The 23,166-nt window shown below is 65.1% G+C and carries 21 protein-coding genes; 11 read left to right on the top strand and 10 right to left on the bottom strand.

Going from position 1 to position 23,166, the window contains the following annotated elements:
- Positions 1 to 17 precede the first annotated feature (17 nt).
- The gene (locus tag AAGW23_RS13670; protein ID WP_342406973.1) at positions 18 to 1,976 is read left to right on the top strand and encodes an LTA synthase family protein; all 1,959 of its coding nucleotides are present in this window, start codon (positions 18 to 20) and stop codon (positions 1,974 to 1,976) included.
- Positions 1,977 to 2,013: 37 nt separating this feature from the next.
- Positions 2,014 to 2,754 (top strand): phosphatase PAP2 family protein, encoded by a 741-nt coding sequence (locus tag AAGW23_RS13665; RefSeq protein ID WP_045430436.1) that lies wholly within the window; start codon positions 2,014 to 2,016, stop codon positions 2,752 to 2,754.
- Positions 2,755 to 2,821: 67 nt separating this feature from the next.
- On the opposite strand, the gene AAGW23_RS13660 is transcribed toward AAGW23_RS13665, so the two are convergent.
- Positions 2,822 to 3,160 carry a hypothetical protein gene (locus AAGW23_RS13660; RefSeq protein WP_045430438.1) on the bottom strand — a complete coding sequence of 113 codons (339 nt, stop codon included), beginning with the start codon at positions 3,158 to 3,160 and terminating at the stop codon, positions 2,822 to 2,824.
- A gap of 216 nt (positions 3,161 to 3,376) precedes the next feature.
- Positions 3,377 to 4,330: an SdiA-regulated domain-containing protein gene (locus tag AAGW23_RS13655; protein WP_342406972.1), complete on the bottom strand. Its 954-nt coding sequence runs from the start codon at positions 4,328 to 4,330 to the stop codon at positions 3,377 to 3,379.
- A gap of 57 nt (positions 4,331 to 4,387) precedes the next feature.
- Between AAGW23_RS13655 and AAGW23_RS13650 the strand changes: the two genes are divergently transcribed.
- The 9 genes from AAGW23_RS13650 (at position 4,388) to AAGW23_RS13610 (ending at position 12,023) form a co-directional block, all read left to right on the top strand.
- On the top strand, positions 4,388 to 4,783 hold the full coding sequence (locus AAGW23_RS13650) for a YkvA family protein (protein WP_045430441.1): 396 nt from the start codon (positions 4,388 to 4,390) through the stop codon (positions 4,781 to 4,783).
- A gap of 137 nt (positions 4,784 to 4,920) precedes the next feature.
- Positions 4,921 to 5,610, top strand: coding sequence for a thermostable hemolysin (locus AAGW23_RS13645; RefSeq protein ID WP_319299828.1), 690 nt, complete (start codon positions 4,921 to 4,923; stop codon positions 5,608 to 5,610).
- Positions 5,594 to 7,039, top strand: coding sequence for an AMP-binding protein (locus tag AAGW23_RS13640; protein ID WP_342406971.1), 1,446 nt, complete (start codon positions 5,594 to 5,596; stop codon positions 7,037 to 7,039). Before AAGW23_RS13645 ends, AAGW23_RS13640 begins: the two co-directional genes overlap by 17 nt.
- Positions 7,040 to 7,054: 15 nt before the next feature.
- Positions 7,055 to 7,726: an iron-containing redox enzyme family protein gene (locus AAGW23_RS13635; RefSeq protein WP_342406970.1), complete on the top strand. Its 672-nt coding sequence runs from the start codon at positions 7,055 to 7,057 to the stop codon at positions 7,724 to 7,726.
- Entirely contained in the window at positions 7,713 to 8,549 is an 837-nt protein-coding gene (locus AAGW23_RS13630) for an SDR family oxidoreductase (RefSeq protein WP_342406969.1), read from the top strand. Before AAGW23_RS13635 ends, AAGW23_RS13630 begins: the two co-directional genes overlap by 14 nt.
- Positions 8,546 to 9,196 (top strand): tetratricopeptide repeat protein, encoded by a 651-nt coding sequence (locus AAGW23_RS13625; protein ID WP_342406968.1) that lies wholly within the window; start codon positions 8,546 to 8,548, stop codon positions 9,194 to 9,196. The genes AAGW23_RS13630 and AAGW23_RS13625 overlap by 4 nt, the downstream gene beginning before the upstream one ends.
- A 50-nt stretch (positions 9,197 to 9,246) precedes the next feature.
- Entirely contained in the window at positions 9,247 to 9,906 is a 660-nt protein-coding gene (locus AAGW23_RS13620; protein WP_342406967.1) for a response regulator transcription factor, read from the top strand.
- On the top strand, positions 9,900 to 11,312 hold the full coding sequence (locus tag AAGW23_RS13615) for an ATP-binding protein (protein ID WP_342406966.1): 1,413 nt from the start codon (positions 9,900 to 9,902) through the stop codon (positions 11,310 to 11,312). Before AAGW23_RS13620 ends, AAGW23_RS13615 begins: the two co-directional genes overlap by 7 nt.
- Before the next feature lie 162 nt (positions 11,313 to 11,474).
- The gene (locus AAGW23_RS13610) at positions 11,475 to 12,023 is read left to right on the top strand and encodes a cytochrome b (RefSeq protein ID WP_342406965.1); all 549 of its coding nucleotides are present in this window, start codon (positions 11,475 to 11,477) and stop codon (positions 12,021 to 12,023) included.
- A gap of 53 nt (positions 12,024 to 12,076) precedes the next feature.
- Here AAGW23_RS13610 and AAGW23_RS13605 read toward each other — a convergent pair whose 3' ends face one another.
- From AAGW23_RS13605 to AAGW23_RS13570, 8 genes are all read right to left on the bottom strand, one after another.
- Positions 12,077 to 13,309 carry a molybdopterin-binding protein gene (locus AAGW23_RS13605; RefSeq protein WP_342406964.1) on the bottom strand — a complete coding sequence of 411 codons (1,233 nt, stop codon included), beginning with the start codon at positions 13,307 to 13,309 and terminating at the stop codon, positions 12,077 to 12,079.
- Positions 13,306 to 13,851, bottom strand: coding sequence for a molybdenum cofactor biosynthesis protein B (gene moaB / locus AAGW23_RS13600; RefSeq protein ID WP_019339935.1), 546 nt, complete (start codon positions 13,849 to 13,851; stop codon positions 13,306 to 13,308). Before moaB ends, AAGW23_RS13605 begins: the two co-directional genes overlap by 4 nt.
- Positions 13,852 to 14,082: 231 nt before the next feature.
- Positions 14,083 to 15,072: a GTP 3',8-cyclase MoaA gene (gene moaA / locus AAGW23_RS13595; protein WP_342406963.1), complete on the bottom strand. Its 990-nt coding sequence runs from the start codon at positions 15,070 to 15,072 to the stop codon at positions 14,083 to 14,085.
- Between the two features lie 110 nt (positions 15,073 to 15,182).
- A complete protein-coding gene (locus AAGW23_RS13590) occupies positions 15,183 to 16,127 on the bottom strand; it encodes a peptidylprolyl isomerase (RefSeq protein ID WP_342407085.1) in 945 nt (314 codons plus the stop codon).
- Between the two features lie 83 nt (positions 16,128 to 16,210).
- A complete protein-coding gene (gene narI / locus AAGW23_RS13585; protein ID WP_342406962.1) occupies positions 16,211 to 17,008 on the bottom strand; it encodes a respiratory nitrate reductase subunit gamma in 798 nt (265 codons plus the stop codon).
- On the bottom strand, positions 17,001 to 17,756 hold the full coding sequence (narJ, locus tag AAGW23_RS13580) for a nitrate reductase molybdenum cofactor assembly chaperone (protein WP_342406961.1): 756 nt from the start codon (positions 17,754 to 17,756) through the stop codon (positions 17,001 to 17,003). Before narJ ends, narI begins: the two co-directional genes overlap by 8 nt.
- 3 nt (positions 17,757 to 17,759) lie before the next feature.
- Positions 17,760 to 19,298: a nitrate reductase subunit beta gene (narH, locus tag AAGW23_RS13575; RefSeq protein ID WP_342406960.1), complete on the bottom strand. Its 1,539-nt coding sequence runs from the start codon at positions 19,296 to 19,298 to the stop codon at positions 17,760 to 17,762.
- Positions 19,299 to 19,397: 99 nt separating this feature from the next.
- The gene (locus AAGW23_RS13570) at positions 19,398 to 23,153 is read right to left on the bottom strand and encodes a nitrate reductase subunit alpha (RefSeq protein ID WP_342406959.1); all 3,756 of its coding nucleotides are present in this window, start codon (positions 23,151 to 23,153) and stop codon (positions 19,398 to 19,400) included.
- Positions 23,154 to 23,166: the final 13 nt, after the last annotated feature.

Raw genomic sequence — 23,166 nt, 5'->3', positions numbered from 1 at the left:
TGCCTGTGGATCATACGATGACACTCTTTCGAAATGCTCAACTTCGTTATCTGTCCCTGCTGCTCGGCCTCTGGCTGGGCATCTTCCTGATCACCCGTAGCGCCCTGCTTTTTGCCCACTGGCAGGAAGCCGCCAGCGGCCCCATCGGACTATTGCGCGTCTATGGCCTCGGTATGGTCTACGACCTCACTTACCTGGCATTTGCCGCGCTTCCCCTTGGGATTTATCTGCTGCTGTGCCCAAAACGGGTCTGGGCCAGCCGCTGGCACCGCCGTTGGCTGACGGTGCTGATGGGCCTGAGCCTGTACGCCATGCTGTTCACCGCCGTGGCCGAATGGCTGTTCTGGGACGAGTTCGGTGTGCGCTTCAACTTCATCGCCGTGGACTATCTGGTCTACTCCGACGAGGTGGTGAACAACATCCTCGAGTCGTATCCGGTCTACACGCTGCTTGCCTTGATCGGGCTGGTGGCATTGATCGCCACTGCCGCGTTGCAGCGCCCGCTTAACCACGCACTGGAAGCACCGAGCCTCCGCTTGCGCGGCCGCGCGGCGGCATTCGCCGTGCTGCTGGCGACGGCCCTGGGCGCGGGATTGCTCGTGGGTCAGGACTTTCCGCGCGGCACTGGCGGTAATCCGTATCAGCGCGAGCTGGCGAGCAACGGCCCGTTCCAGTTCTTTGCCGCGTTTCGCAACAATGAGCTGGATTACCAGCAGTTCTACTCGACGCTACCCGAGCGCGACGTTGCCGCTGGCCTGCGCGCTGAAGTCAGCGAACCCAACGCTCGCTTCATCGGCCAGGACCCACTGGACATCCGTCGCGTGATCGACAACCCCGGCCAGCAACGCAAGCTCAACCTGGTACTGATCACTGTCGAAAGCCTTAGCGCGAAGTACCTCGGCAGCTTTGGCGACGCCCGCGGCCTGACACCCAATCTCGATCAGCTGCGCCAGCAGAGCCTGTTCTTCAACAACTTCTACGCCACCGGCACGCGCACCGACCGCGGCCTGGAAGCCATTACCCTGTCCGTGCCGCCAACCCCAGGCCGCTCCATCGTCAAGCGCATCGGCCGGGAGAGCGGCTTTGCCAGCCTCGGTCAGCAGCTGCGCGCGCAAGGTTACGACAGCGTGTTCCTGTACGGCGGGCGCGGTTACTTCGACAACATGAGCGCCTTCTTCAGCGGCAACGGCTACCGCGTGGTGGACCAGAGCAGCGCGGACGAAGCCGACATCCACTTCAAGAATGCGTGGGGCATGGCCGACGAGGATCTTTATCAGCTGGCGCTTCGCGAGGCGGATGCCGATTACGCGGTCGGCAAGCCCTTCCTCCTGCAGATGATGACCACCTCCAACCACCGCCCCTACACCTACCCGGACGGACGCATCGACATCCCGTCCGGCGAGGGCCGTGAAGGCGCGGTGAAATACACCGACGCGACCATCGGCGAGTTCCTGCGCAACGCACACGGCAAGCCCTGGTTCAAGGACACCCTGTTCGTCATCGTCGCCGACCACACGGCTGGCAGCGCGGGTTCGCAGGATCTGCCGGTCGCCAACTACCACATTCCTCTGTTCATTTATGGGCCGGAACTGGTCGAGCCTCGCGAAATAAACACCGTTGCCAGTCAGATCGACATCGCGCCGACGCTGCTCGGGCTGCTGAATTTGGACTATGTGTCGACTTTCTTCGGCCGCAACCTGCTGCGGGACGACGTCAAACCCGGACGGGCGTTGATCGGCAACTACCAGCACCTTGGCCTGTTCGACGGCAAGGATCTGGCCATCCTCAGCCCCCGCCGCGGCGTACGCCGCCACGACGACGCGCTGCAGGCGAGCAACGAGTCCTCTGCCACGCCGGACGACCCCCTGGTCCGCCGCGACATCGCCTACTACCAAGGCGCCAGTTACGACTACGGCCACGCCCTGCTCGGTTGGAAACGCCCGCAAACCACCGCCACCCAACTCAGCCAGCGCTGAACCTGTCGGCGCCCTTCGCGGCGCCTCTGGAGTAAAGATGTCCGTCACGCCGAACACGCCTGCCGCGAGCCGCCCGTTCAACTTCACCCTTGGCTTCGGCTTGCCGGGATTGTTGATGGTAGCGCTGCTGGTGGGCGAGCCGAGCAACCTCGACTTTGCCCTGTCGCACCTGTTCTATCAGCCCGGCGTCGGTTTCGTCGGGCGCCACAGCTGGCTGCTCGAAGACGTCCTGCATGACCGGATCAAGCAAGCGGTCATCGCGCTCGGCGTACTCGCCATCGTTGGTTTCCTGCTCAGTCTGCTGCCGACGCGGCTGGCCCCGCGGCGCCGGTCGCTGGGCTATCTGGTGCTGGCGTTGGGCCTGTCGACCAGCATCGTCACACCGCTCAAGGCGCTCACAGGCGTGCATTGCCCGTGGAGCCTGGTGGAATTCGGTGGTGCTGAAACCTTTACGCCGCTGCTCAGCGAGCGCGCGCCGACGCTCAAGCCGGGGCGCTGCTGGCCCGGCGGCCACGCCTCGGCAGGCTTTTCGTTGCTGGCGTTGTTTTTCATGCTGCGCGACCGCAGACCGCGTGCCGCCCGGATCGCCCTGGCGACGGCGCTGGGGTTGGGAACGGTGCTGTCGATTGGGCGGGTGATGCAGGGCGCGCATTTCTTCTCGCACAACCTGTGGACGCTGCTGTTCGACTGGACGATCTGCCTGGCCTGTTACCGGCTGGTGCTGTATCGAGCGACACCGGTCGAGCGGCCGCTGCTCGCGGCCGAACCCGCGGGCTAGTCACCCGCGGCTGGCCTTGAGGCGCACCGGCTTGGTTTCGTGCGCCTTCCATGGACCACGAATGCGCTCAGCGGTGAAAAGCTTCTGCCTTGGCCTGATCCACATGGTGGCGCCATGCCCGGTCGCGATCACGTTCCAGCGCATTGCTGCGCCAGGCGGTCAGCCCACCGGTATCAACTTGCATCGCCTGGCATTGGCGATAGCCGTCATTCCAACCCTCGGCGTACAACGGCTGGCCCATGTAGCGCGGGACGTCCTTGCGAAACTGAGCCAGCGCGCCGGCAGCCTGGCGGCCGCTGCCGCACCCAGCACGAAAGCCATCGGCATATGCGGGCGGGTATTCGTCGGTGACCAGCAGCTCCGATGCGTTCTGGCAACCCGTCAGGGAGAGTCCGGCGAGCATCATGGTTAGCAGTGCCCGACGGTGAGGTGAAGAACTGTTACGCCGATTACTGGCGCGTTGTGGACGCAAATGGCGAGAAGACATGAGATCACTCGGGCATGAGAAAACGAAGCCCTCGGCAAGCGCCAAGGGCCACCACGGCACGCTTCGAAGTCTGATCTGCGTGCTGTCAGGGTTTCGTCAAACGGGCGTGAACGAAGTGTGAAAGCGCTGGCCGGATCAGCCCCCAGTACGACGGAAGCTGTAGAACAGATTGGGCTCGCTGACGACGAACAGCGTGCCATCGTTATCAAGGGTGACGCCCTCGGGATGCGGCGCAGAATGCCGCAGACCACCGAACCAGCGATTGAGGCTGCGATAGCTGAGCATGCGCCCGCTGTCGCTGAGTTCCATGAGCAAGCGCGACTCGTCGCTGAGCAGGATCAGGTGACCGGTAACGGCATCGAAGTGAATGTCTGACAGATCGGTGGCGAACACCTGGTCCGCGATCCAGTCGCTGCGGTCGCGAATGGTCAGCTGCAGCGGCCCCTCGAGGCTGGCAGCGACTCCACCGACCTCGTACAGCTGCCGAGGGTCGCGTTCCTTGACGATAAACAGCCGGTCGCCCGCTGCGTCGTACGTCAGCCCTTCGAAGCCCTTGTTGCCGTTTAGGTTGATCCCGAGCGAGAAGAACTGCGCCTCGGACGCATCAATGGGTCGTGGCTGTGTCGGCAAGCGGAAGATGCTGATCTGTTGCGCTCGCTCATCGGATACGGCCACGCGACCGTGCCCCATGTAGGTCACACCTTCAATGTCGCCGAAACCCTGCAGCGGATAGCGCTCGAGCAGCTCGCCGCTCTTGCTCAGCGCCACCAACTCAGTCGGCCCGCCGTTCACCACCGCTAGCAGGCGATCCAGATCCGCGTCATAACTGACCGCCGAGAGGTTCCGGCTGATGCCCTCTACCGGCTTGCCATCGATGGATACCTCATAGCCAGGCAACCAGCGGTTCGCCAGATCATGTTGAGTGACGTTCATCTGCCGGGTCAGGTTGAAGTACCAGCGCTCGTTCCAGTGCAGCGCTATTGCCGTGGCACCGAATGCGAACAATAGAGCCGTCAGGCCGACCCAGCGGTAGCGACGGCGGACCATCGCACCCAGGCGTTGTCGGGTGTAAGAGCCTGCTTGCATCATCTCGGTTCTTTCCTCATCGCTAGCGCTGCCGCCTGTTCTGCACAAAGGAGCAATCGAATGTTCAGCCTGTCTCGCCTCACGTCGCGCCTGCAGCGCTGGGCACGCCAGCTCAAACGTGACGTCATGACGCTCTGGTGCTGTGCTCGCCACCCGGATACGCCCTGGTGGTTGCGGGGGTTACTGGTCTGTGTGGTCGCCTATGCCCTGAGCCCGATCGACCTGATTCCGGACTTCATCCCAGTGCTCGGCTACCTCGACGATCTGCTGCTATTGCCCCTGGGCATCTGGCTGGCCATATGCCTGATGCCTCCCGCCATCCTCAGCGAGTGCCGCGCTCAGGCACTTGACTGGGAAAACACGCCACGCCCGAACAGCCGGGCGGGCGCTGCAGCAGTCGTGCTCATCTGGGTGTTAGCCGCCAGCGCCCTGGCCTACTGGCTGAGCGAGGCGTGATCGACGCGGCCGAGCATAGCCAGGCACATGTGAAAAAATCGTCGTCGGCACGGATCGTTGCACCACGGCAACCGGCTTAAGGCTGCCTTAAGTTTGCGACCCAACAATCGCCCCAGGCTTCTAACCGAGGTTCCCCGATGGAACTGCCCTGGGTTGATCAAACTGACGTACTGGCGCGTATCGGCCGTGAGCCATCACTGACGCTGCAACTGGCGCAGGCCGATGCAGGCGAGCGGCGAGCGGCCCTCGAACACTTCATCCGCCAACGCTTCGCCGAGCACTATCAGGCGCAGGTGCGTCATTTCATGCCCTGCCTGCTCGGCCTGCATGGCGACAATGGCGAGGTGCAGGGCGCGGTCGGCCTGCGCAGCGCCCGGCGCCGGCCGCTGTTTCTCGAGCGCTATCTGGACGAGCCCATCGAGCAGGCCGTGAGCCAGCGCTGCGGGCGCACGGTGCCACGCGAGGAGATCGTCGAGGTCGGCAACCTCGCCGCTTTCGGCAATGCCTCGGCGCGCCTGCTGATCGTTGCGCTGACCGATCTGCTGGTCGCCCAGGGCTTTCGCTGGGTGGTGTTCACCGGCACGCCGGCACTGCTCAACAGTTTCCAGCGCATGGCGCTCGACCCGCTGGCGCTGGGCCTGGCCGATCCGGCGCGCATGGGCGAGGAGCTGGCCGACTGGGGCAGCTACTACGCCTGCCGGCCGCAGCTGATGGCCGGCGAGATCCTGCCCGGCCACCAGCGCCTGCTGCAGCTCGGCCTCTATGCGCGGCTCGGCTATCAGCCGCTGTTCAATGCCACGGAGGCGCCCCATGCAGCCTGCAGCTGAACGCTTCTGGACGGTACTCGATCGGCATACCGGCATCGCGCTGAGCGAAGGGCCGCGCCAACTGAGCTACGCCGAACTGCGCCACGAGGTAGCCGCGCGCGCCAGCCATCTGCAACGGCTCGGCGTGCAGCGCGTCGCCTTGGCGCTGGACAACGGTCTGGAGTGGGCGCTGTGGGATCTGGCCCTGCTGCGCGCCGGGCTGGTCTGCGTGCCGCTGCCGGGCTTCTTTTCTCCGGCGCAGCAGGAGCATGTGCTGAACCATGCCGGCATCGACTGCCTGATCGGCGCCGTCAGCCCGCTCAGCGAGCGCTGCGGCTTCCAGCAGACCGCCACTGGCCTGCTGCAGCGCCAGCCGGATGCCGTCACGCCGGTGCCCGACGGCACGCTGAAGATCACCTATACCTCCGGCACCACTGGCCAGCCCAAGGGCGTCTGCCTGGATGCCGAAGCGCAGCTGGCGGTGGCCGAGAGCCTGCGGCAGGCCAGCCTGCCGTGTGATGTGCGCCAGCATCTCTGCGTGCTGCCGCTGGCGACCCTGCTGGAAAACATCGCCGGGCTCTATGCGCCGTTGCTGGCGGGCGCGCGGGTCGAACTGCGGCCGCTGGCCGAAATCGGCTTCAGCGGCGCGGCGGGCTTCGAGCTGCCGCGTTTGCTGGCCACGCTGCAGACCAGCCAGCCACACAGCCTGATCCTGTTGCCTCAGCTGCTGCTGGCGCTGGTCAGCGCCGCTGAGCATGGCGTGCCATTACCCGCATCGCTGCGCTTTATCGCGGTGGGTGGCGGTCGCGTCGCGCCGCAACTGCTGGAGCGCGCCGAACGCCTCGGGCTGCCGGTGCTCGAGGGCTACGGCTTGTCCGAATGCGCCTCGGTGGTCTGCCTGAACACACCCGAGGCGCGGCGCATCGGCACGGTCGGCCGGCCGCTGCCACACGTCGAGCTGCGCTTGGCCGACGATGGCGAGGTACTGGTGCGCGGCCCGCACATGCTCGGCTATCTCGGCGAACCGCCGTTGACCGGCGAGTGGCTGGCCACCGGCGACCTAGGCCATTTCGAGGATGGCTTCCTGATCCTGCACGGGCGCAAGAAGCATCAGTTCGTCACCGCCTACGGACGCAACGTCAATCCCGAGTGGGTGGAGGCAGAACTGGTACAGCAGGCCTCCATCGCCCAGGCCTGGCTGCATGGCGAGGCGCTGGCGCAGAACGTCGCGGTGCTGGTGCCGCGCCGCGCCGAACTCGGCGATGCCGAACTGCAGGCGGCGGTCGATCGGGTCAACGCCGGCCTGCCCGACTATGCCCGTGTACACCACTGGCTGCGCGCCGCCGAAGCCTTTCGCCCCGACAACGGCCTGGCCACTCCCAACGGCCGCCTGCGCCGCAACGCCCTCTTCGATCATTACCAATCGGCGATCAACGCCTTACAGCCCTGACTTTCGAGGTTCACCATGGAATTCTTCGACCAACTGCAGCACCAGACCAGCGACGCACGCGAGTACCTGCTCGGCGCGCCGATCATCCATGCTGCGCTTGCCGGCACCGCCAGCCGCGCGCAGTACATCGCCTTCCTCACCCAGGCCTACCACCACGTCAAGCACACCGTGCCGCTGTTGATGGCGTGCGGCGCACGCCTGCCGGAGCGGCTGGAATGGCTGCGCGAGGCCATCGCTGAGTACATCGAGGAAGAAATCGGCCATCAGGAATGGATCCTCAACGATATCCGCGCCTGCGGCGGCGATGCCGAAGCGGTGCGCCACGGCCAACCGGCGCTGCCCACCGAGCTGATGGTCGCCTACGTCTACGACCGCATCGCGCGGCACAACCCGGCGAGCTTCTTCGGCATGGTCAACGTGCTGGAAGGCACCAGCATCGCCCTGGCGACCCAGGCCGCCGGCGTGCTGCAGGACAAACTTCAGCTGCCGGCCAAGGCGTTCAGCTACCTGACCTCGCATGGCAGCCTGGACCTGGAGCACATCGAATTCTTCAAGAGGCTGATGAACCGCCTCGACGACGAGGACGACAAGGCCGCCGTGGTGCACACCGCGCGCGTCGTCTACCGCCTCTACGGCGACATCTTCCGCAACTTGACCGCGCCGGAGCACAGCCATGCAACTGCGTGACGCGCGCATCCTGCTGACCGGCGCCAGCGGCGGCATCGGCCAGGTGCTGGTCGAGCGGCTCTGCGCGAACGGCGCACGGCTGTTACTGGTGGGACGCGACAGTCTTGCCCTGGAAGCGCTGACGCGTCGCTATCCGGGGCAGGTCAGCCTGGTCTGCGCCGACCTCACCCAGCGCAGCGGCCGGCATACGGTGCTCGATGCCGCGCGGCGTTTCGGCGGCCTCAACTGCGTGATCAATGCCGCCGGGATCAACCAGTTCAGCCTGCTCGAACAGCAGGACGAGGATGCCATCGCCCGGCTGATCGGCGTCAACGTCACCGCCACGCTGCAGCTGACCCATCTGCTGCTGCCGCTGCTGCGCCAGCAACCGCAGGCGCTGCTGGTCAACCTGGGCTCGACCTTCGGCTCCATCGGCTACCCGGGTTTTGCCGCTTATTGCGCCAGCAAGTTCGCCCTGCGCGGCTTCTCCGAGGCGCTGCGCCGCGAGCTGGCCGACAGTCACGTCAAGGTGCTCTACATCGCGCCACGCGCCACCCGCACGGCAATGAACAGTGCCGACGTGGTGGCGATGAACGACGCGCTGAAGGTGGAGATGGACGATCCGCAAGAAGTCGCCCGACAGATCGTCCATGCCATCGCCACCGAGCGCGAAGAGCTTTACCTCGGCTGGCCGGAAAAACTCTTCGTGCGCCTCAACGGCCTCTTGCCACGGCTGGTCGACCAGGCTCTGCGCAAGCAGCTGCCGGTGATCAAGCGCTTCGCCCGTGCCGACCAGTCGCGGCCGCCCTCGTCCCAACCCACCTCTACCGGAGAACACCCATGAAGCGTCTGTTTGGTCTGTGCAGCGTCCTGCTAGCGTTGGCCAGTCAACCCTCCTTCGCGCTCAGCCCGGCCGGCGAGTCATCGCTGCGCCAGATCCAGACACGCTGGGCGGAGATCAACTACCAGCTGCCCGCGACACAGCGCCAGGCGGCCTTCGCCAGGCTCGCCTCGGAGGCCGAAAGCGCGGTGGCCGGCGAACCCCAGGCCGCCGAGCTGCATATCTGGCATGGCATCGTGCTCAGCACCTGGGCCGGCGCCAAGGGCGGGCTCGGCGCCCTGGGGCTGGTCAAACAGGCCAGGGCCGAACTGGAAACAGCCATCGAACTTGAGCCACAGGCGCTGGATGGCTCTGCCTACACCAGCCTCGCCAGCCTCTACTACCAGGTGCCCGGCTGGCCAATCGGCTTCGGTGACGAGGACAAGGCCGAAGCGCTGTTCAAGCAGGCGCTGGCGCTGAACCCGAACGGCATCGACCCGAATTACTTCCACGGTGATTTCCTCTTGCGCCAGAAACGCTATGACGAAGCGCGTAACGTACTGGAGAAGGCCCTTGCCGCCCCCGCCCGCCCTGGCCGCGAAACTGCCGATGCTGGCCGTCGCGACGAAGCCCAGGCGCTGCTGGCGAAGGTCAAGGAAAAGCTGGAATAACCGCGCTCGGCAGCGTTGAATGCAGAGCACCCCAGGACGACAGGAACGACATGCGCATTCTGCTGGTGGAAGACGATCGTGCCCTCGGTGAGGGCATCCGCACCGCGCTCAAGCCCGAGGGCTACACGGTGGACTGGCTGCAGGACGGCGCCAGCGCGCTGCACGCATTGAGCCACGAGAGCTTCGAGCTGGCCATCCTCGACCTCGGCCTGCCGCGTATGGACGGTCTGGAAGTGCTCAAGCGCCTGCGCGCCAGCGCCAACCCGATCCCGGTGCTGGTACTCACCGCGCGCGATGCCACCAGCGACCGCATCGCCGGGCTGGATGCCGGCGCCGACGATTATCTGGTCAAGCCCTTCGACGTCGCCGAACTCAAGGCGCGCCTGCGCGCCCTGCTACGGCGCAGCTTCAACCGCCCGGAACCGGTGCTGGAGTATCGCGACATCCTGCTCGACCCGGTCAACCAGCAGGTCAGTTACCAGGGCGCGCCGATCAACCTGCCACGCAAGGAATTCGTCCTGTTGCACGAGCTGATCGCCCAGCCCGGCCGCGTGCTGACCCGCGATCGCCTGCAGCAGGTGCTCTACGGCTGGGACGAGGAAGTCGAGAGCAATGCGCTGGAGGTGCATATCCACCACCTGCGCAAGAAGTTCTTTCCCGAGCTGATCCGCACCGTGCGCGGGGTTGGTTATCTGGTGGACAAATGCTGAGGGGCTCCATTCGCAACCGCACCCTGGTGCTGGTGCTCGGCATCCTGCTGCTGTCGCTGAGCCTGATTTCCTGGCGCAGTTATCGCGATGCCCGCCACGAAATCGAAGAGCTGTTCGACGCTCAGCTGGCACAGAGTGCGCGGCTGGTGCAGGGGCTGGTGATGCACGAAATGGAGCCGTCGGCCCGCCAGGCATTGCAGACTGCCTTGGACGCTGCGGTGAATGCGCGGCGTGATCAGGAGGTCCCCGGACATGATTACGAAACCAAGCTTGGCTTTCAGGTCTACGCTGCGGATGGCAGTAGTGTGTTGCAGTCCGCCGGTGCACCGAACGGCGCCTTGCAGGAACTGGCCAAGACAGACTCGGCATCGCCCTTCAGCGGCCTGAGAGGCGGTTATCACGACGTGCAGCTCGATGGCCACTCCTGGCGGCTTTTCCTGCTGCAAGACCGTGAAAACGATCTGTGGATTCTGGTCAGTGAGCGCGATGACGTACGCGGCGAACTGGTCGGCAAGATCGCCGGTCGCAGCCTGCTGCCCGACCTGATCGGCCTGCCGTTGCTGGCGCTGCTGATCTGGCTGGCGGTGGGCTTGGGCCTGCGTCCGCTGGCCCACATGGCGCAACTGCTGAAGAGTCGCGATCCGGACAACCTCGCGCCACTGCTGCTGGCACCGCTGCCGCAGGAACTAGAGCCGGTGGCCGCCTCGCTCAACCGCCTGCTGCAGCAAGTCAATCAACTGGTCGACCGGGAAAAACGCTTCATCGCCGACGCGGCCCACGAACTGCGCACGCCGCTGGCCGTACTTCGGGTTCATGCTCAGAACGCGCTGCAGGCCGGCAGCGACGCCGAGCGTGACGAGGCCATCCGGCAGCTGCTTGCCGGGGTCGACCGCACCACACGCGTAGTCACGCAGTTGCTGACCCTGGCCCGGCTGGAACCCAGCGCCCAGCAGCTGCGCCTGGCCCCGCTCGACCTGTGCCGACTGACACGCGACACCCTCGCCGAGTTGACGCCATTGGCGATCGCCCGCGAACAGGAGCTCGCGCTGGAAGTCGATGAGCACGCCGACTGCACGCTGACCGGCGATGCCGCGAGCCTGGCGACGCTGCTGCAGAACCTGATCGGTAACGCGCTGGCCTACACGCCGACGGGCGGACGGATCGAGGTACAGCTGCGCAGCACCGCCGAGCACTTGACCCTTGAGGTTGCGGACAGCGGGCCGGGCATTGCACCCCAGTTGCGCGCGCAACTGTTCGAGCGCTTCGTTCGCCTCGACGGCGGTCAGGGCGCGGGACTCGGCCTGTCGATTGTTGCGCGCATCGCTGAGCTGCACGGTGCAACTGTCGAACTGCTCGATTCGGCGTTGGGTGGACTGCGCGTGGCTGTGCGTATCCCCCGCACCTGAGCCTGTTCCCGACCCAGAGCCTGTCCCTTCGCGCAGCGCTGACCTTCCATCGACGCAAGCCTTATCAGGCGCGTCGAAACGTCGCGACGCTTGCCCGGATAAGCTTCGCTTAAGTTTCGAGGCCTAGACTCGCGGCAAGTATCCACACGCGGAGTAGGTGAAATGAATGAAAAACTGATACCAAGACGCTACGGACGGGTGTCCATTGGCCTGCACTGGCTGATGGTGCTGCTGATTGCAGCGGTCTACGCCACGATTGAACTGAAGGGTAATTTCGCCAAGGGCAGCGAGCCGCGCGAATTGCTCAAGCAGTGGCATTTCATGCTCGGTTTGTCAGTGTTCATGCTGGTCTGGCTGCGTTTGCTGGCCAGATGGTTGCGCCCGGCGCCGCTCGCCATCGCCAGCGCAGCCTGGGAGCAACGGCTGGCCAAGCTGGCGCACCTGGCGTTGTACGCCCTGATGATCGGACTGCCGCTGCTGGGCTGGCTGACACTGAGTGCTGCGGGCAAGCCAATTCCCTTCTTTGGCCTGGAACTGCCGGCCCTGCTTTCGCCGGACAAGAACCTGGCCGGCGATTTCAAGGAAATTCACGAAACCGTGGCCGAGCTCGGTTACTGGCTGATCGGTCTGCATGCGGCCGCCGCGCTGTTTCATCATTACGTGCGCCGCGACGACGTCCTTCGACGGATGCTGCCGCAGCGACAAAGCTGACCCAGGCACGAAAACGCCCGGCCGAATTGTCATCGACCGGGCGTTTTCGTGTGTCAGCCGAGCAACTCGCTGAACGGCAGGTACTCCACCACTTCACCCGCTTCCAGCGTGCGGTTGCGTTCGACGATGGCCAGGCCTTCGGCCCAGCTGGCCGAGGTCAGCATCGCCGAGCCCTGCCGCGGGTGCAGGCATACACGCATCTCGCCATCGACCTGCTCCAGCCGTGCGCGCAGATACTGGCGGCGGTTGTTCGGTTTGCGCCAAGCGAAGCCAGCGGTCAGCCGCAGCGGCTTGGGCAGCACCTCGGTGCAACCCTGGGCGCTGAGCAGGAACGGCCGCGCCACCACCAGCGAGGTGATCAGCGCCGCAGCGGGGTTGCCTGGCAGGCCGATCCACGGCTTGCCATTGACCTCTCCGAAGGCCAGCGGCTTACCGGGCTGAATTGCCAGGCGCCACATGTGCAGCTCGCCCAGTTCGCGAATCGCCTGCTTGAGATGGTCCTCCTCGCCGACCGAGACGCCGCCGGAGGTGATCAACATGTCCCATTCGGAGGCTGCCAGCGCCAACGCATCACGGCTGGCCGCCAGCTCGTCGACGAGGATTTCGTAGTCGTGCACTTCCATCCCGAGGCTGCGCAGCACGCTGAGCAGGCAGTAACGGTTGGAGTTGTAGATCTGCCCTGGTGCCAGTGCTTCGCCGGGCTCACGCAGTTCGTTGCCGCTGGACAGCAAGCCGATGCGCAGCCGCCGATAGACCGCGACGCGGGCCACGCCGAAGCTCGCCAGCAATCCTATTTCTTGCGGACGCAAGCGCTTGCCGGCCTGCAGCACCGCCTCGCCAGCCTTGACCTCCTCGCCCTGCCGACGCACATGGGCCCCTGGGGTAACCCCGGGCAGATGCACGCGGTCCGCCTCGACCTGACAGTCTTCCTGCGCCACCACGGTGTCGGCGCCCGGCGGCAGCGGCGCGCCGGTGAAGATGCGCACGGCGTGGCCGGCGGGCAGTTGCTGGTCGGCCGCATCACCGGCGGCGATGCGCCCGGCCAGTGGCAGCCAACCGCCGTCGGCCGACAGGTCGGCCGCGCGTAGGGCGTAGCCGTCCATCGCGCTGTTGTCCCAGGCCGGCACCGGGAAGGGTGCGTCGAGCGATTCGGCCAGCACCCGGCCGAGGGCATCGGACAGCGTCACATGCTCCACCGGCGGCAGCGCCGGCACCCGTGCCAGCAGCTCGGCAATGGCCTCGTCGACCGGCTTCAGGCCGCTGGTATCGCAGCCAGAGGCGCTCATGAGCGTGGCCCGCAGTATTCGACCGCGGAAGCCTTGAGGTGCGGCACGAAGTTGCAGGGCTTGGTGCGGCTGTCCAGCTGCTCGACGAGGATCTTGTTCCAGGCGGTACGGCAGGCGTTGGTCGAGCCCGGCAGGCAGCAGACCAGCGTGCCGTTGCTCATGCCGGCCAGCGCGCGGGACTGCACGGTGGAGGTGCCGATCTCGCCCAGCGAAACGTAGCGAAACAGCTCGCCGAAGCCATCGACGTCTTTGTCCAGCAGCGGCTGTACCGCCTGTGGAGTGTTGTCGCGGGCGGTGAAGCCGGTACCACCGGTCACCAGCACGACCTGCACGTTCTCACTGGCGATCCAGCTGCAGACGCGGGCGCGGATCTGCCAGATGTCATCCTTGACGATGGCCCGCTCGGCCAGGGTGTGGCCGGCGCTCTGCAGGCCGTCGATCAGCGCCTGACCGGAGGTATCGGAATCGATGTTGCGGGTGTCGCTCACCGTAAGCACCGCGATGCTCAGGGCCTGAAATTCGGTGTTGGACAGATGAGCCATGGCTCGAAACTCCTTTGAAGATGTGTGCACAGGCTGCACCCGTGCCGTATGCGAACCCATTCCCCTTTGGAGGTATGCGCGCGCTGAGTGGTGCCGTGAGCGTTGCAGGCAATGGCACGAGCGGTTTCTGCGACAAGCCTGATTGCGGCAGCTGGGCGTGTGGGTCAAATCGGCAATAGCGTCCGATGGTAGCGAATTAAGCGGTCGGCTCGTAGCCCATGGGTCGTTGGCTCAACCGCCGCTGACGTTCATGAAGCGCAATACCTGGACCTCACCGCCACTGGAGAATTCGTGGCGCAACGGCTTGCGCTGCAACGCGGCGTGGATGGCATCGATCGCCGGCTGATCACTGGTCGGGTGGCGACGCAGCAATGCACGCAGGTCAATGGCATTCTCGTGGCCCAGGCACAGCAGCAGGCGCCCCTCCACCGTCAGCCGCACGCGGTTGCAGGTGGCGCAGAAATTGTGCGAATGCGGCGAGATGAAGCCGATGCGCGTTTGTGGATACTCCGGCAGGCGCACGTAACGTGCCGGGCCGCCGCTCTGCTCGGCCGAATCGATAAGCGTGTGCCGCTCGGCGATCAGCGCCTTGACCTCGTCACTGGAGCAGAAGCGCTCGCCGCGCGAACGACCGACGTCACCCAGCGGCATTTCCTCGATGAAGCTCAGGTCCAGCCCGCCGGCGATGGCGAAGTCCACCAGGTCGGCGACTTCCTCGGCATTGCGGCCCTTCATCACCACGGCGTTGAGCTTGATCCGCTCGAAGCCGGCATCGCGCGCCGCCCCGATGCCGTCGAGCACCTGCTGCAGCTGACCGGTGCGGGTGATGGCGTGGAATTTGGCGGCATCCAGACTATCCAGGCTGATGTTCAGCCGCTTGACCCCGGCGCGCGCCAAGGGTGCAGCGAGCTTGACCAGCTGCGAGCCGTTGGTGGTCATCACCAGTTCGCGCAGGCCGGGCAGTGCCGCGAGGCGCTCGCAGAGGCCGACGATGCCCTGGCGCACCAGTGGTTCGCCGCCGGTGAGGCGAATCTTCTTCACCCCCAGGCCGACGAAAATACGCGCGATGCGTTCCAGCTCCTCCAGCCCGAGCACCTGCTGGCGCGGCAGGAAGGTCATGTCCTCGGCCATGCAGTAGACGCAGCGGAAATCGCAGCGGTCGGTCACCGACATGCGCAGGTAATCGATCGGGCGGTCGTGGGCATCGCGTAGTTCAGTCATCTAGAACACCTCTGAAACCTCGTCGGGTGGATGACGCTTTTTTCATCCACCGTGGGCCCTCGCGGTGGATGGGTGAAGCACCCTCCACCCGGCGCAGGGCCAAGCCGCTGTTATTGCATCAGTGGCGTGTCGGCGCCCTGCATCTGGATGCCCTCGATATTCGCCGCACCCACCAGGTTCTGCAGGTACTGGCTGACGCCGATCTGCCAGACGCGCTGGTTGAGCTCGGCGCGAATCGAACCGGCGACCGCCTCGTAAGGCAGCTGCTCGCCTTCGATACGCTGATCGATGAACACCAGGTGATAGCCGTAGCGGCTTTCCAGCGGTTGCTGGCACAGGCCGACCGGCAGGCGGAACAGCTGGCGCTCGAACTCCGGCACCGTCTGGCCCTTGCTGATCTGCCCCAGCGCGCCGCCCTGGCCCTTCGACGGACAGGCCGAATGCTGCAGCGCCAGTTCGGCGAAGCGTTGCGGGGCGCCCTGAAGCTCCCTGATCAACGCCAAGGCCTGTTCACGCGCCAGGCTACGGGCTTCGGCATCATCCGCCGGGCAGGCCAGCAGGATATGCCGCGCGGCCAGCAAGGGTGCGCTGAAGAAGCGCTGCTGGTTGCCGTTGTAGTACTGCCGGCAGGCCGCCTCATCGGCCAGCGGCAGCGGCACTTCCTGTTCGATCAGGGTGCGGGTGGCCGCTTCCTCCTCGCTCTCGCCGGACGCGGCTCGCACCACCAGCCCCAGCTCGCCAATACGCTGCTGCAACAGCTCGCGCAACACCAGCGCCTGGGTCGCCAGGTACACGGCCTCATCGCGGCTTTCGGCCGGATGATATTGCAGTTCCTGGGCGATGGCCTGAGAAGCGATGGCCACGCCGTTGACCTGAACCCGCGGCCACTCCTGTTCACTGCTGGCGATCAGCGAGGGTTCGCCGGACGCCTGCTCAGAGCCCTCCTCGTGCGGCAGCTCCTCAAACAGAGGGGCATCGACCGGCACTTCGATCTCCGGACGCGTGCCGCCACCGCAGCCGCCTCCGCCTGTGCTTCCACCACATCCACAACCCATGATGATCACCTCGCTAAAGCCGTATGAAGGTTTGGTCGATTCAGCCAGGGCGGCTGACGCAAAGTGCGCCAGCCGCCGAGTCATCACGCCGGGGTCTTACTCTTCGCCGTGGCGTAACCGGGTACAGCCGTAGGCGCGGACGTTTCGCGAGCCGGCGCTTCATAGGTACGCGGACGCTGCGGGCGCGGCATGGCCGGCTTGACGCCCTTCTGCCGGACGATCTGATAGCGCCGGCCCAGGTACCACACCGGCGCGCTGACGATGTGCACCAGACGGGTGAAGGGGAACAGCACGAACAGGGTCACGCCGAGAAACACGTGCAGCTTGTAGATGATGCCGACCGTTTCGATGGCGCCTGCGGCCTTGACCGGCTGCAGGGTCACCAGGCTCTGCGCCCAGGTGCCCAGCAGCACCATCACCGAACCGTCCAGATGGCCGGTGGAAGCGACGATGGTCAGCAGACCCAGCACCAGCTGCGCCAGCAGCACGAAGAGGATCATCACATCGCTGGTGTTGGAGGTGGCACGCACGCGGGCGTCGGTCATACGGCGGTGCATCAGCATCACCAGGCCGATCAGGCAGAGAATGCCGAAGAAGCCGCCGGACACCATCGCGACGATCTGCTTCTGACCGCTGCTGATGAAGTGGTGGTACAGCGCCTCGGGCATCAGCAGGCCGACGAAGTGACCGGCCAGAATGAAGATGATGCCGACGTGGAACAGGTTGCTCGCCAGGCGCATGCGGTTGTTTGACAGCATCTGGCTCGAGCCAGCCTTCCAGCTGTATTGCGACAGGTCGAAGCGTGCCCAGCTACCGATCAGGCAGATGGCCAGGGCGATGTAGGGGTAGACCCCGAACAGCAGGAAATTGAAGTTAGACATTGCGCACCTCCTGGGCGAGCGCGGCAGCCAGCCCGTCATGCTTGAAATCGGTCCAGTGCAGCGGTACCGGGCTTTCCTCGCGAGCCTTGCCCGGCCCGCTGGGCATGGATGGGCAGCGATCCTGCTGCTCGGCCTGGAGGAAATTGACCTGTTCCTCCTCCCAGATCTTGTCCAGCGCTTCCAGCGAGTCGTCGCGTTCCTCGGCGGCGACCTGCTCCTGCAGGCCGGCGAGGGTTTCCTGCACCGGCTCGCCGGCGATCTGCAGCAGCGCACGGAAGCACGCCGCATGCGGGCTTTCGCGTTCCTGCAGACGCGCCGCCAGCAGAGCCAGGAGATGCGACACATCGGCCAGCCCCTCGCGGGCCTCGAGGCCATCGCGGGTGGCGAGGTACTCGAGGTACAGCGGGATGTAGTCCGGCAGCTCGCGTACACCGATGTCGAAGCCAGCCTCGGTGTACTGCGCCATCAGGTTGACCATGGCCTGGCCGCGGTCGCGAGATTCGCCATGCACGTGTTCGAACAACAGCAGCGACAGTGAACGGCCGCGGTCGAACAGGTCGGTGTAACGCTCCTGCACGTCCATCAGGTCGCCCTCGGTCAGCTCGTCGAGCAGGCGCCGCAGCGCGATGCGCTGCGCCGGGCTGATCTCGCGGGCCGCGCCGATGGCCTGGGCCAGCTCCGCGTGGCCGTCGCGCAAGTGCTGGTCGGGATAGTCGAGCAGCAGGGATATCACTTTAAGGATGCGCATGGCTCAGTCCTCCCACAGCTGGACGGTCTGGATGATGTCGCGGCGGTTGGCCTTCTTGGCGCCGAACATGTTGGTGTCCGAGGCGCCCGAGCACCCGCTGCCAAAGCTGAAGCCGCAACCGGAGCGCTCGGCGAAGGCGTCGCTCATGGCCTCCTCGCGGTGCGCGGTCGGGATCACGTAGCGGTCTTCGTAGTTGGCGATGGCGAGATAGCGGTACATGTCCTCGACCTGGGCCACCGACAGCCCGACGCTGTCCAGTACTTCAAGGTCCTGCACGCCATCGACCTGCTCGGCGCGCTTGTAGGCACGCATGGCGAGCATGCGCTTGAGCGCCAGCTTGACCGGCTCCTCGTCGCCAGCGGTGAGCAGGTTGGCCAGGTAGCGCAGCGGAATGCGCAGGCTGTCGACGTCCGGCAGCACGCCGTCCATGCTGACGTGGCCGGCCGCCGTGGCGTTCTGGATCGGCGACAGCGGCGGCACGTACCAGACCATCGGCAGTGTGCGGTATTCGGGGTGCAGCGGCAGGGCCAGCTTCCAGTCGACGGCCATCTTGTACACCGGCGACTTCTGCGCGGCTTCGATCACCGACATCGGCACGCCATCCTTGAGGGCCTGCTCGATGACCTCCGGATCGGACGGGTCGAGGAAGATTTCCAGCTGCTTCTGGTACAGGTCCTGCTCGTTGACCGTGCTGGCCACTTCATGGATGCGGTCGGCGTCGTACAGCAGCACACCGAGGTAGCGGATGCGGCCGACGCAGGTTTCGGCGCAGACGGTCGGCATGCCGGCCTCGATGCGCGGGAAGCAGAAGATGCACTTCTCGGATTTGCCGCTCTTCCAGTTGAAGTAGATCTTCTTGTACGGGCAGCCGCTGATGCACATGCGCCAGCCGCGGCACTTCTCCTGGTCGATGAGAACGATGCCGTCCTCCTCGCGCTTGTAGATCGCACCGCTCGGGCAGGAGGCCGCGCAGGTCGGGTTCAGGCAGTGCTCGCACAGGCGCGGCAGGTACATCATGAAGGTGTTTTCGTACTGCCCGTAGATGTCGGCCTGGACCTTGTCGAAGTTCTTGTCCTTGCGCCGCTTGGCGAACTCGGTGCCGAGGATTTCTTCCCAGTTCGGGCCCCACTCGATCTTCTCCATGCGCTGACCGGAGATCAGCGAGCGCGGCCGGGCCACCGGCTGGTGCTCGGAGATCGGCGCGGTGTGCAGGTTCTGGTAATCGAAGTCGAACGGCTCGTAGTAGTCGTCGATGGTCGGCAGGTCCGGGTTGGCGAAGATGTTCGCCAGCACGCGGAATTTGCCGCCGATGCGCGGATTGATGGTGCCGTCGCCATTGCGTACCCAGCCGCCCCTCCACTTGTCCTGGTTTTCCCACTCTTTCGGGTAGCCGATGCCAGGCTTGGTCTCGACGTTGTTGAACCAGGCGTATTCCATACCTTCGCGGCTGGTCCAGACGTTTTTGCAGGTGATCGAGCAGGTGTGGCAGCCGATGCACTTGTCCAGGTTCAGGACCATGCCCACTTGTGAACGAATTTTCATTGTGCAGCCTCCACAACCGGCGCCTTGATCTTCAGAGCGGGCATGGTCCGGGGACCATGCGCTGCCACCTCGGGTGAACGAATCTTCATGGCCTATTCCTCAGATGTCTTGCGGCAGGGGTTGCGGCAGGTCGTTGCCATTCGGGCCGTCGAGCCAGTCGACCTTGGCCATCTTGCGTACCACGACGAACTCGTCGCGGTTGCAACCCACGGTGCCGTAGTAGTTGAAGCCGTACGCCTGCTGGGCGTAGCCGCCGATCATGTGGGTGGGCTTGAGCACCACGCGGGTCACCGAGTTGTGGTGGCCGCCGCGGGTCTTGGTGGTCTCGCTGCCGGGCACGTTCACGATGCGTTCCTGGGCGTGGTACATCATCACCATGCCTTCCATCACGCGCTGGCTGACCACCGCACGGGCGGTCAAGGCGCCGTTGGCGTTGAAGCACTCGATCCAGTCGTTGTCCTCGATGCCGGCCTTCTTGGCATCGATTTCGCTCATCCACACGATCGGGCCGCCACGGCTCAGGGTGAGCATGATCAGGTTGTCCGAGTAGGTGCTGTGGATGCCCCACTTCTGGTGCGGGGTGATCCAGTTGAGGACGATCTCGGTATGGCCGTTGCTCTTCTTGCCCTTCACGTAATCGATGGTGCGAGTGTTGATCGGCGGCCGGTAGCTCATCAGCTGCTCACCGAAGGCCTGCATCCAGGGGTGATCCTGGAAGAACTGCTGGCGGCCGGTGATGGTGCGCCACGGGATGAACTCGTGGACGTTGGTGTAGCCGGCGTTGTACGACACATGCTCGTCTTCCAGGCCTGACCAGGTCGGGCTGGAGATGATCTTGCGCGGCTGAGCCTGGATGTCACGGAAGCGGATCGCCTCGTGCTCCTTGGGCAGCGCCAGGTGGCTATGGTCGCGGCCGGTGAATTCCGACAGCGCGGCCCAGGCCTTCACCGCCACGTGGCCGTTGGTTTCCGGCGCCAGACTGAGAATGACCTCGGCTGCGTCGATGGCCGACTCGATCTGTGGACGACCCTGGCTGACGCCCTCGTCGCGCACCTTGTAGTTCAGCTCGCCGAGGAAATCGACTTCAGCCTGGGTGTTCCAGTTGATGCCCTTGCCGCCGTTGCCGAGCTTGTCGAGCAGCGGGCCGAGGGAGGTGAATTTCTTGTAGGTGGCCGGATAGTCGCGCTCGACCACTGCCATGTTCGGACAGTTCTTGCCCGGCTGCGGATCGACGCCAGCGGTTTTCCAGTCGGTGCCGCCAAACGGCTGAGCCAGTTCGCCGGGGCTGTCGTGCAGCAGCGGTACGGTGACCAGATCCTTCTCCACCCCCAGGTGACCTTCGGCCATCTTCGAGAAGGCCTTGGCGATGCCCTTGTAGATCTCCCAGTCCGAACGCGCTTCCCACGCCGGGTCGATGGCCGCCGACAACGGGTGGATGAAGGGGTGCATGTCCGAGGTGTTCATGTCGTCCTTCTCGTACCAGGTCGCGGTCGGCAGAACGATGTCGGAGTACACGCAGGTCGAGGACATGCGGAAGTCGAGGGTGGTGACCAGGTCGAGCTTGCCGATGGCGCCGTCGTCCTGCCATTCGGCTTCGAGCGGCTTGAAGCCGTCGCGCTTGCCGAGGTCCTCGTTCATCACGCCGTTCTTGGTGCCCAAGAGGTACTTGAGCATGTACTCGTGGCCCTTGCCCGAGCTGCCCAAAAGGTTGGAGCGCCAGATGAACATGTTGCGCGGGAAGTTATCGGGGTTGTCCGGCTGCTCGCAGGCGAACTTCAGCGAACCGTCCTTCAGCGACTGGGTGACGTAGTCCACCGGCGACAGACTGGCAGCCTCGGCGTCACGGCAGATCTGCAGCGGGTTGCGGTTGAGCTGCGGTGCGCTCGGCAGCCAGCCGGCGCGTTCGGCACGAATGTTGTAGTCGAGCATGTGCTCGGGGAACTGCGACTTGTCGGCCAGCGGCGAGAGCACTTCGTGAATGCTCATCTTCTCGTGACGCCACTGCGAGCTGTGGTTGTAGAAGAAGCTGGTGCCGTTCATCTGCCGCGGCGGACGGCTCCAGTCGAGGCCGAAGGCCAGCGGCAGCCAGCCGCACTGCGGACGCAGCTTTTCCTGACCCACGTAGTGTGCCCAGCCACCACCGGTCTGACCCACGCAACCGCACAACATCAGCATGTTGATCAGGCCGCGGTAGTTCATGTCCATGTGGTACCAGTGGTTCATCGCCGCACCGACGATGATCATGGAACGGCCATGGGTCTTGTCGGCGCTGTCGGCGAATTCACGGGCGATCTGGATCGCCTTCTCACGCGCCACGCCGGTGATGACTTCCTGCCAGGCCGGAGTGCCCGGCACGCTGGCGTCGTCGTAGCTGGAAGCGACGTTAGCGCCACCCAGACCCCGGTCGATACCCAGGTTGGCGGCCATCAGGTCGAATACGGTGGCGACCTTGGTGGTGCTGCCGTCGGCCAGGGTGATGCTACGCACCGGGACGCGGCGCAGCTGGATGCTCTCGCCTTCGGCGTGCTGGAAATGCTCGTGGAGAATGCCGCCGAAATACGGGAAGGCGACCTCGGCCGTCTCGCCGCCCTCGATCTGGGTCAGGGCGAGGTCGACGTCGCGGCCGTCCTTGCCTTCGCGGGCTTCGATGTTCCACTTGCCCTTCTCGCCCCAGCGATAACCGATGGAGCCGAGCGGCGAGACCAGCTCGCCGGTGCTGCCGTCGACGGCGATGGTCTTCCACTCGGGGTTGTTGTCCTGACCGAGGTTGTCGGCCAGGTCGGATGCGCGCAGGAAGCGGTCGGCGATGTAGCTGCCGGCCTTCTCGTTCAGGCGCACCAGCACCGGCATGTCGGTGTAGCGCTTGGCGTAGTCGCGGAAGTAGGCGCTTGGTGTCTCGAGGTGGAATTCCTTGAAGATGACGTGGGCGAAGGCCTGGGCCAGGGCGGCGTCGGTGCCCTGCTTGGGGTTGAGCCAGAGGTCGGTGAGCTTGGCGACTTCGGCGTAGTCCGGGGTGATGGCGACGGTCTTGGTGCCCTTGTAGCGGACTTCGGTAAAGAAATGCGCGTCCGGCGTACGGGTCTGCGGGACGTTGGAGCCCCAGGCGATGATGTAGCTGGAGTTGTACCAGTCGGCCGATTCCGGCACGTCGGTCTGCTCGCCCCACACCTGTGGCGAGGCCGGTGGCAGGTCGCAGTACCAGTCGTAGAAGCTCAGGCACACGCCGCCGATCAGCGACAGATAGCGGCTACCGGCCGCGTAGGAAACCATCGACATGGCCGGGATCGGCGAGAAGCCGACGACGCGGTCCGGGCCGTACTGTTTGACGGTGTAGACGTTGGCGGCGGCGATGATCTCGTTGACTTCTTCCCAGCTGGAACGGATGAAGCCGCCCATGCCACGCTTGCTCTTGTAGGACTCGGCTTTGGCCTTATCCTCGACGATACTGGCCCAGGCGTCCACCGGGGTCATGTTGCGCCGCGCTTCACGCCACAGCTTGAGCAGCGGCTTGCGCACCTTGGGGTACTTCAGGCGGTTGGCGCTGTAGATGTACCAGCTGTAGCTGGCCCCACGCGGGCAGCCACGCGGCTCGTGGTTGGGCAGGTCGTTGCGGGTGCGCGGGTAATCGGTCTGCTGGGTTTCCCAGGTGATCAGGCCGTTCTTCACGTAGATCTTCCAGGAGCAGGAACCGGTGCAGTTCACCCCGTGGGTGGACCGCACGATCTTGTCGTACTGCCAACGCGAGCGGTAGACGTTTTCCCAGTCGCGGGATTCGATGCGGGTTTCGCCATGACCATCGGCAAACTCGCCTTGCTTCCTGTTGAAGAAGCGCAGTTGATCGAGCAAGTGGCTCATTGGTTATTTCTCC

Origin of the sequence: Stutzerimonas chloritidismutans (genome assembly GCF_038562055.1) — a bacterium.
GTDB lineage: Bacteria > Pseudomonadota > Gammaproteobacteria > Pseudomonadales > Pseudomonadaceae > Stutzerimonas > Stutzerimonas chloritidismutans_A.
This window is presented reverse-complemented; position numbering and strand designations above follow the sequence as displayed.

Bases quoted from the DNA above. Each gene is read 5' to 3' on its own strand.
- AAGW23_RS13590 (WP_342407085.1), bottom strand. From the start codon at position 16,127: ATGGGTTGTGGATGTGGTGGAAGCACAGGCGGAGGCGGCTGCGGTGGC.
- AAGW23_RS13605 (WP_342406964.1), bottom strand. From the start codon at position 13,309: ATGAGCGCCTCTGGCTGCGATACCAGCGGCCTGAAGCCGGTCGACGAG.
- AAGW23_RS13670 (WP_342406973.1), top strand. From the start codon at position 18: ATGACACTCTTTCGAAATGCTCAACTTCGTTATCTGTCCCTGCTGCTC.
- AAGW23_RS13570 (WP_342406959.1), bottom strand. From the start codon at position 23,153: ATGAGCCACTTGCTCGATCAACTGCGCTTCTTCAACAGGAAGCAAGGC.
- AAGW23_RS13630 (WP_342406969.1), top strand. From the start codon at position 7,713: ATGCAACTGCGTGACGCGCGCATCCTGCTGACCGGCGCCAGCGGCGGC.
- AAGW23_RS13640 (WP_342406971.1), top strand. From the start codon at position 5,594: ATGCAGCCTGCAGCTGAACGCTTCTGGACGGTACTCGATCGGCATACC.
- narH (WP_342406960.1), bottom strand. From the start codon at position 19,298: ATGAAAATTCGTTCACAAGTGGGCATGGTCCTGAACCTGGACAAGTGC.
- AAGW23_RS13660 (WP_045430438.1), bottom strand. From the start codon at position 3,160: ATGATGCTCGCCGGACTCTCCCTGACGGGTTGCCAGAACGCATCGGAG.
- AAGW23_RS13655 (WP_342406972.1), bottom strand. From the start codon at position 4,330: ATGATGCAAGCAGGCTCTTACACCCGACAACGCCTGGGTGCGATGGTC.
- AAGW23_RS13635 (WP_342406970.1), top strand. From the start codon at position 7,055: ATGGAATTCTTCGACCAACTGCAGCACCAGACCAGCGACGCACGCGAG.
- AAGW23_RS13620 (WP_342406967.1), top strand. From the start codon at position 9,247: ATGCGCATTCTGCTGGTGGAAGACGATCGTGCCCTCGGTGAGGGCATC.
- AAGW23_RS13650 (WP_045430441.1), top strand. From the start codon at position 4,388: ATGTTCAGCCTGTCTCGCCTCACGTCGCGCCTGCAGCGCTGGGCACGC.
- moaB (WP_019339935.1), bottom strand. From the start codon at position 13,851: ATGGCTCATCTGTCCAACACCGAATTTCAGGCCCTGAGCATCGCGGTG.
- narJ (WP_342406961.1), bottom strand. From the start codon at position 17,756: ATGCGCATCCTTAAAGTGATATCCCTGCTGCTCGACTATCCCGACCAG.
- AAGW23_RS13625 (WP_342406968.1), top strand. From the start codon at position 8,546: ATGAAGCGTCTGTTTGGTCTGTGCAGCGTCCTGCTAGCGTTGGCCAGT.
- AAGW23_RS13615 (WP_342406966.1), top strand. From the start codon at position 9,900: ATGCTGAGGGGCTCCATTCGCAACCGCACCCTGGTGCTGGTGCTCGGC.
- AAGW23_RS13665 (WP_045430436.1), top strand. From the start codon at position 2,014: ATGTCCGTCACGCCGAACACGCCTGCCGCGAGCCGCCCGTTCAACTTC.
- narI (WP_342406962.1), bottom strand. From the start codon at position 17,008: ATGTCTAACTTCAATTTCCTGCTGTTCGGGGTCTACCCCTACATCGCC.
- moaA (WP_342406963.1), bottom strand. From the start codon at position 15,072: ATGACTGAACTACGCGATGCCCACGACCGCCCGATCGATTACCTGCGC.
- AAGW23_RS13645 (WP_319299828.1), top strand. From the start codon at position 4,921: ATGGAACTGCCCTGGGTTGATCAAACTGACGTACTGGCGCGTATCGGC.
- AAGW23_RS13610 (WP_342406965.1), top strand. From the start codon at position 11,475: ATGAATGAAAAACTGATACCAAGACGCTACGGACGGGTGTCCATTGGC.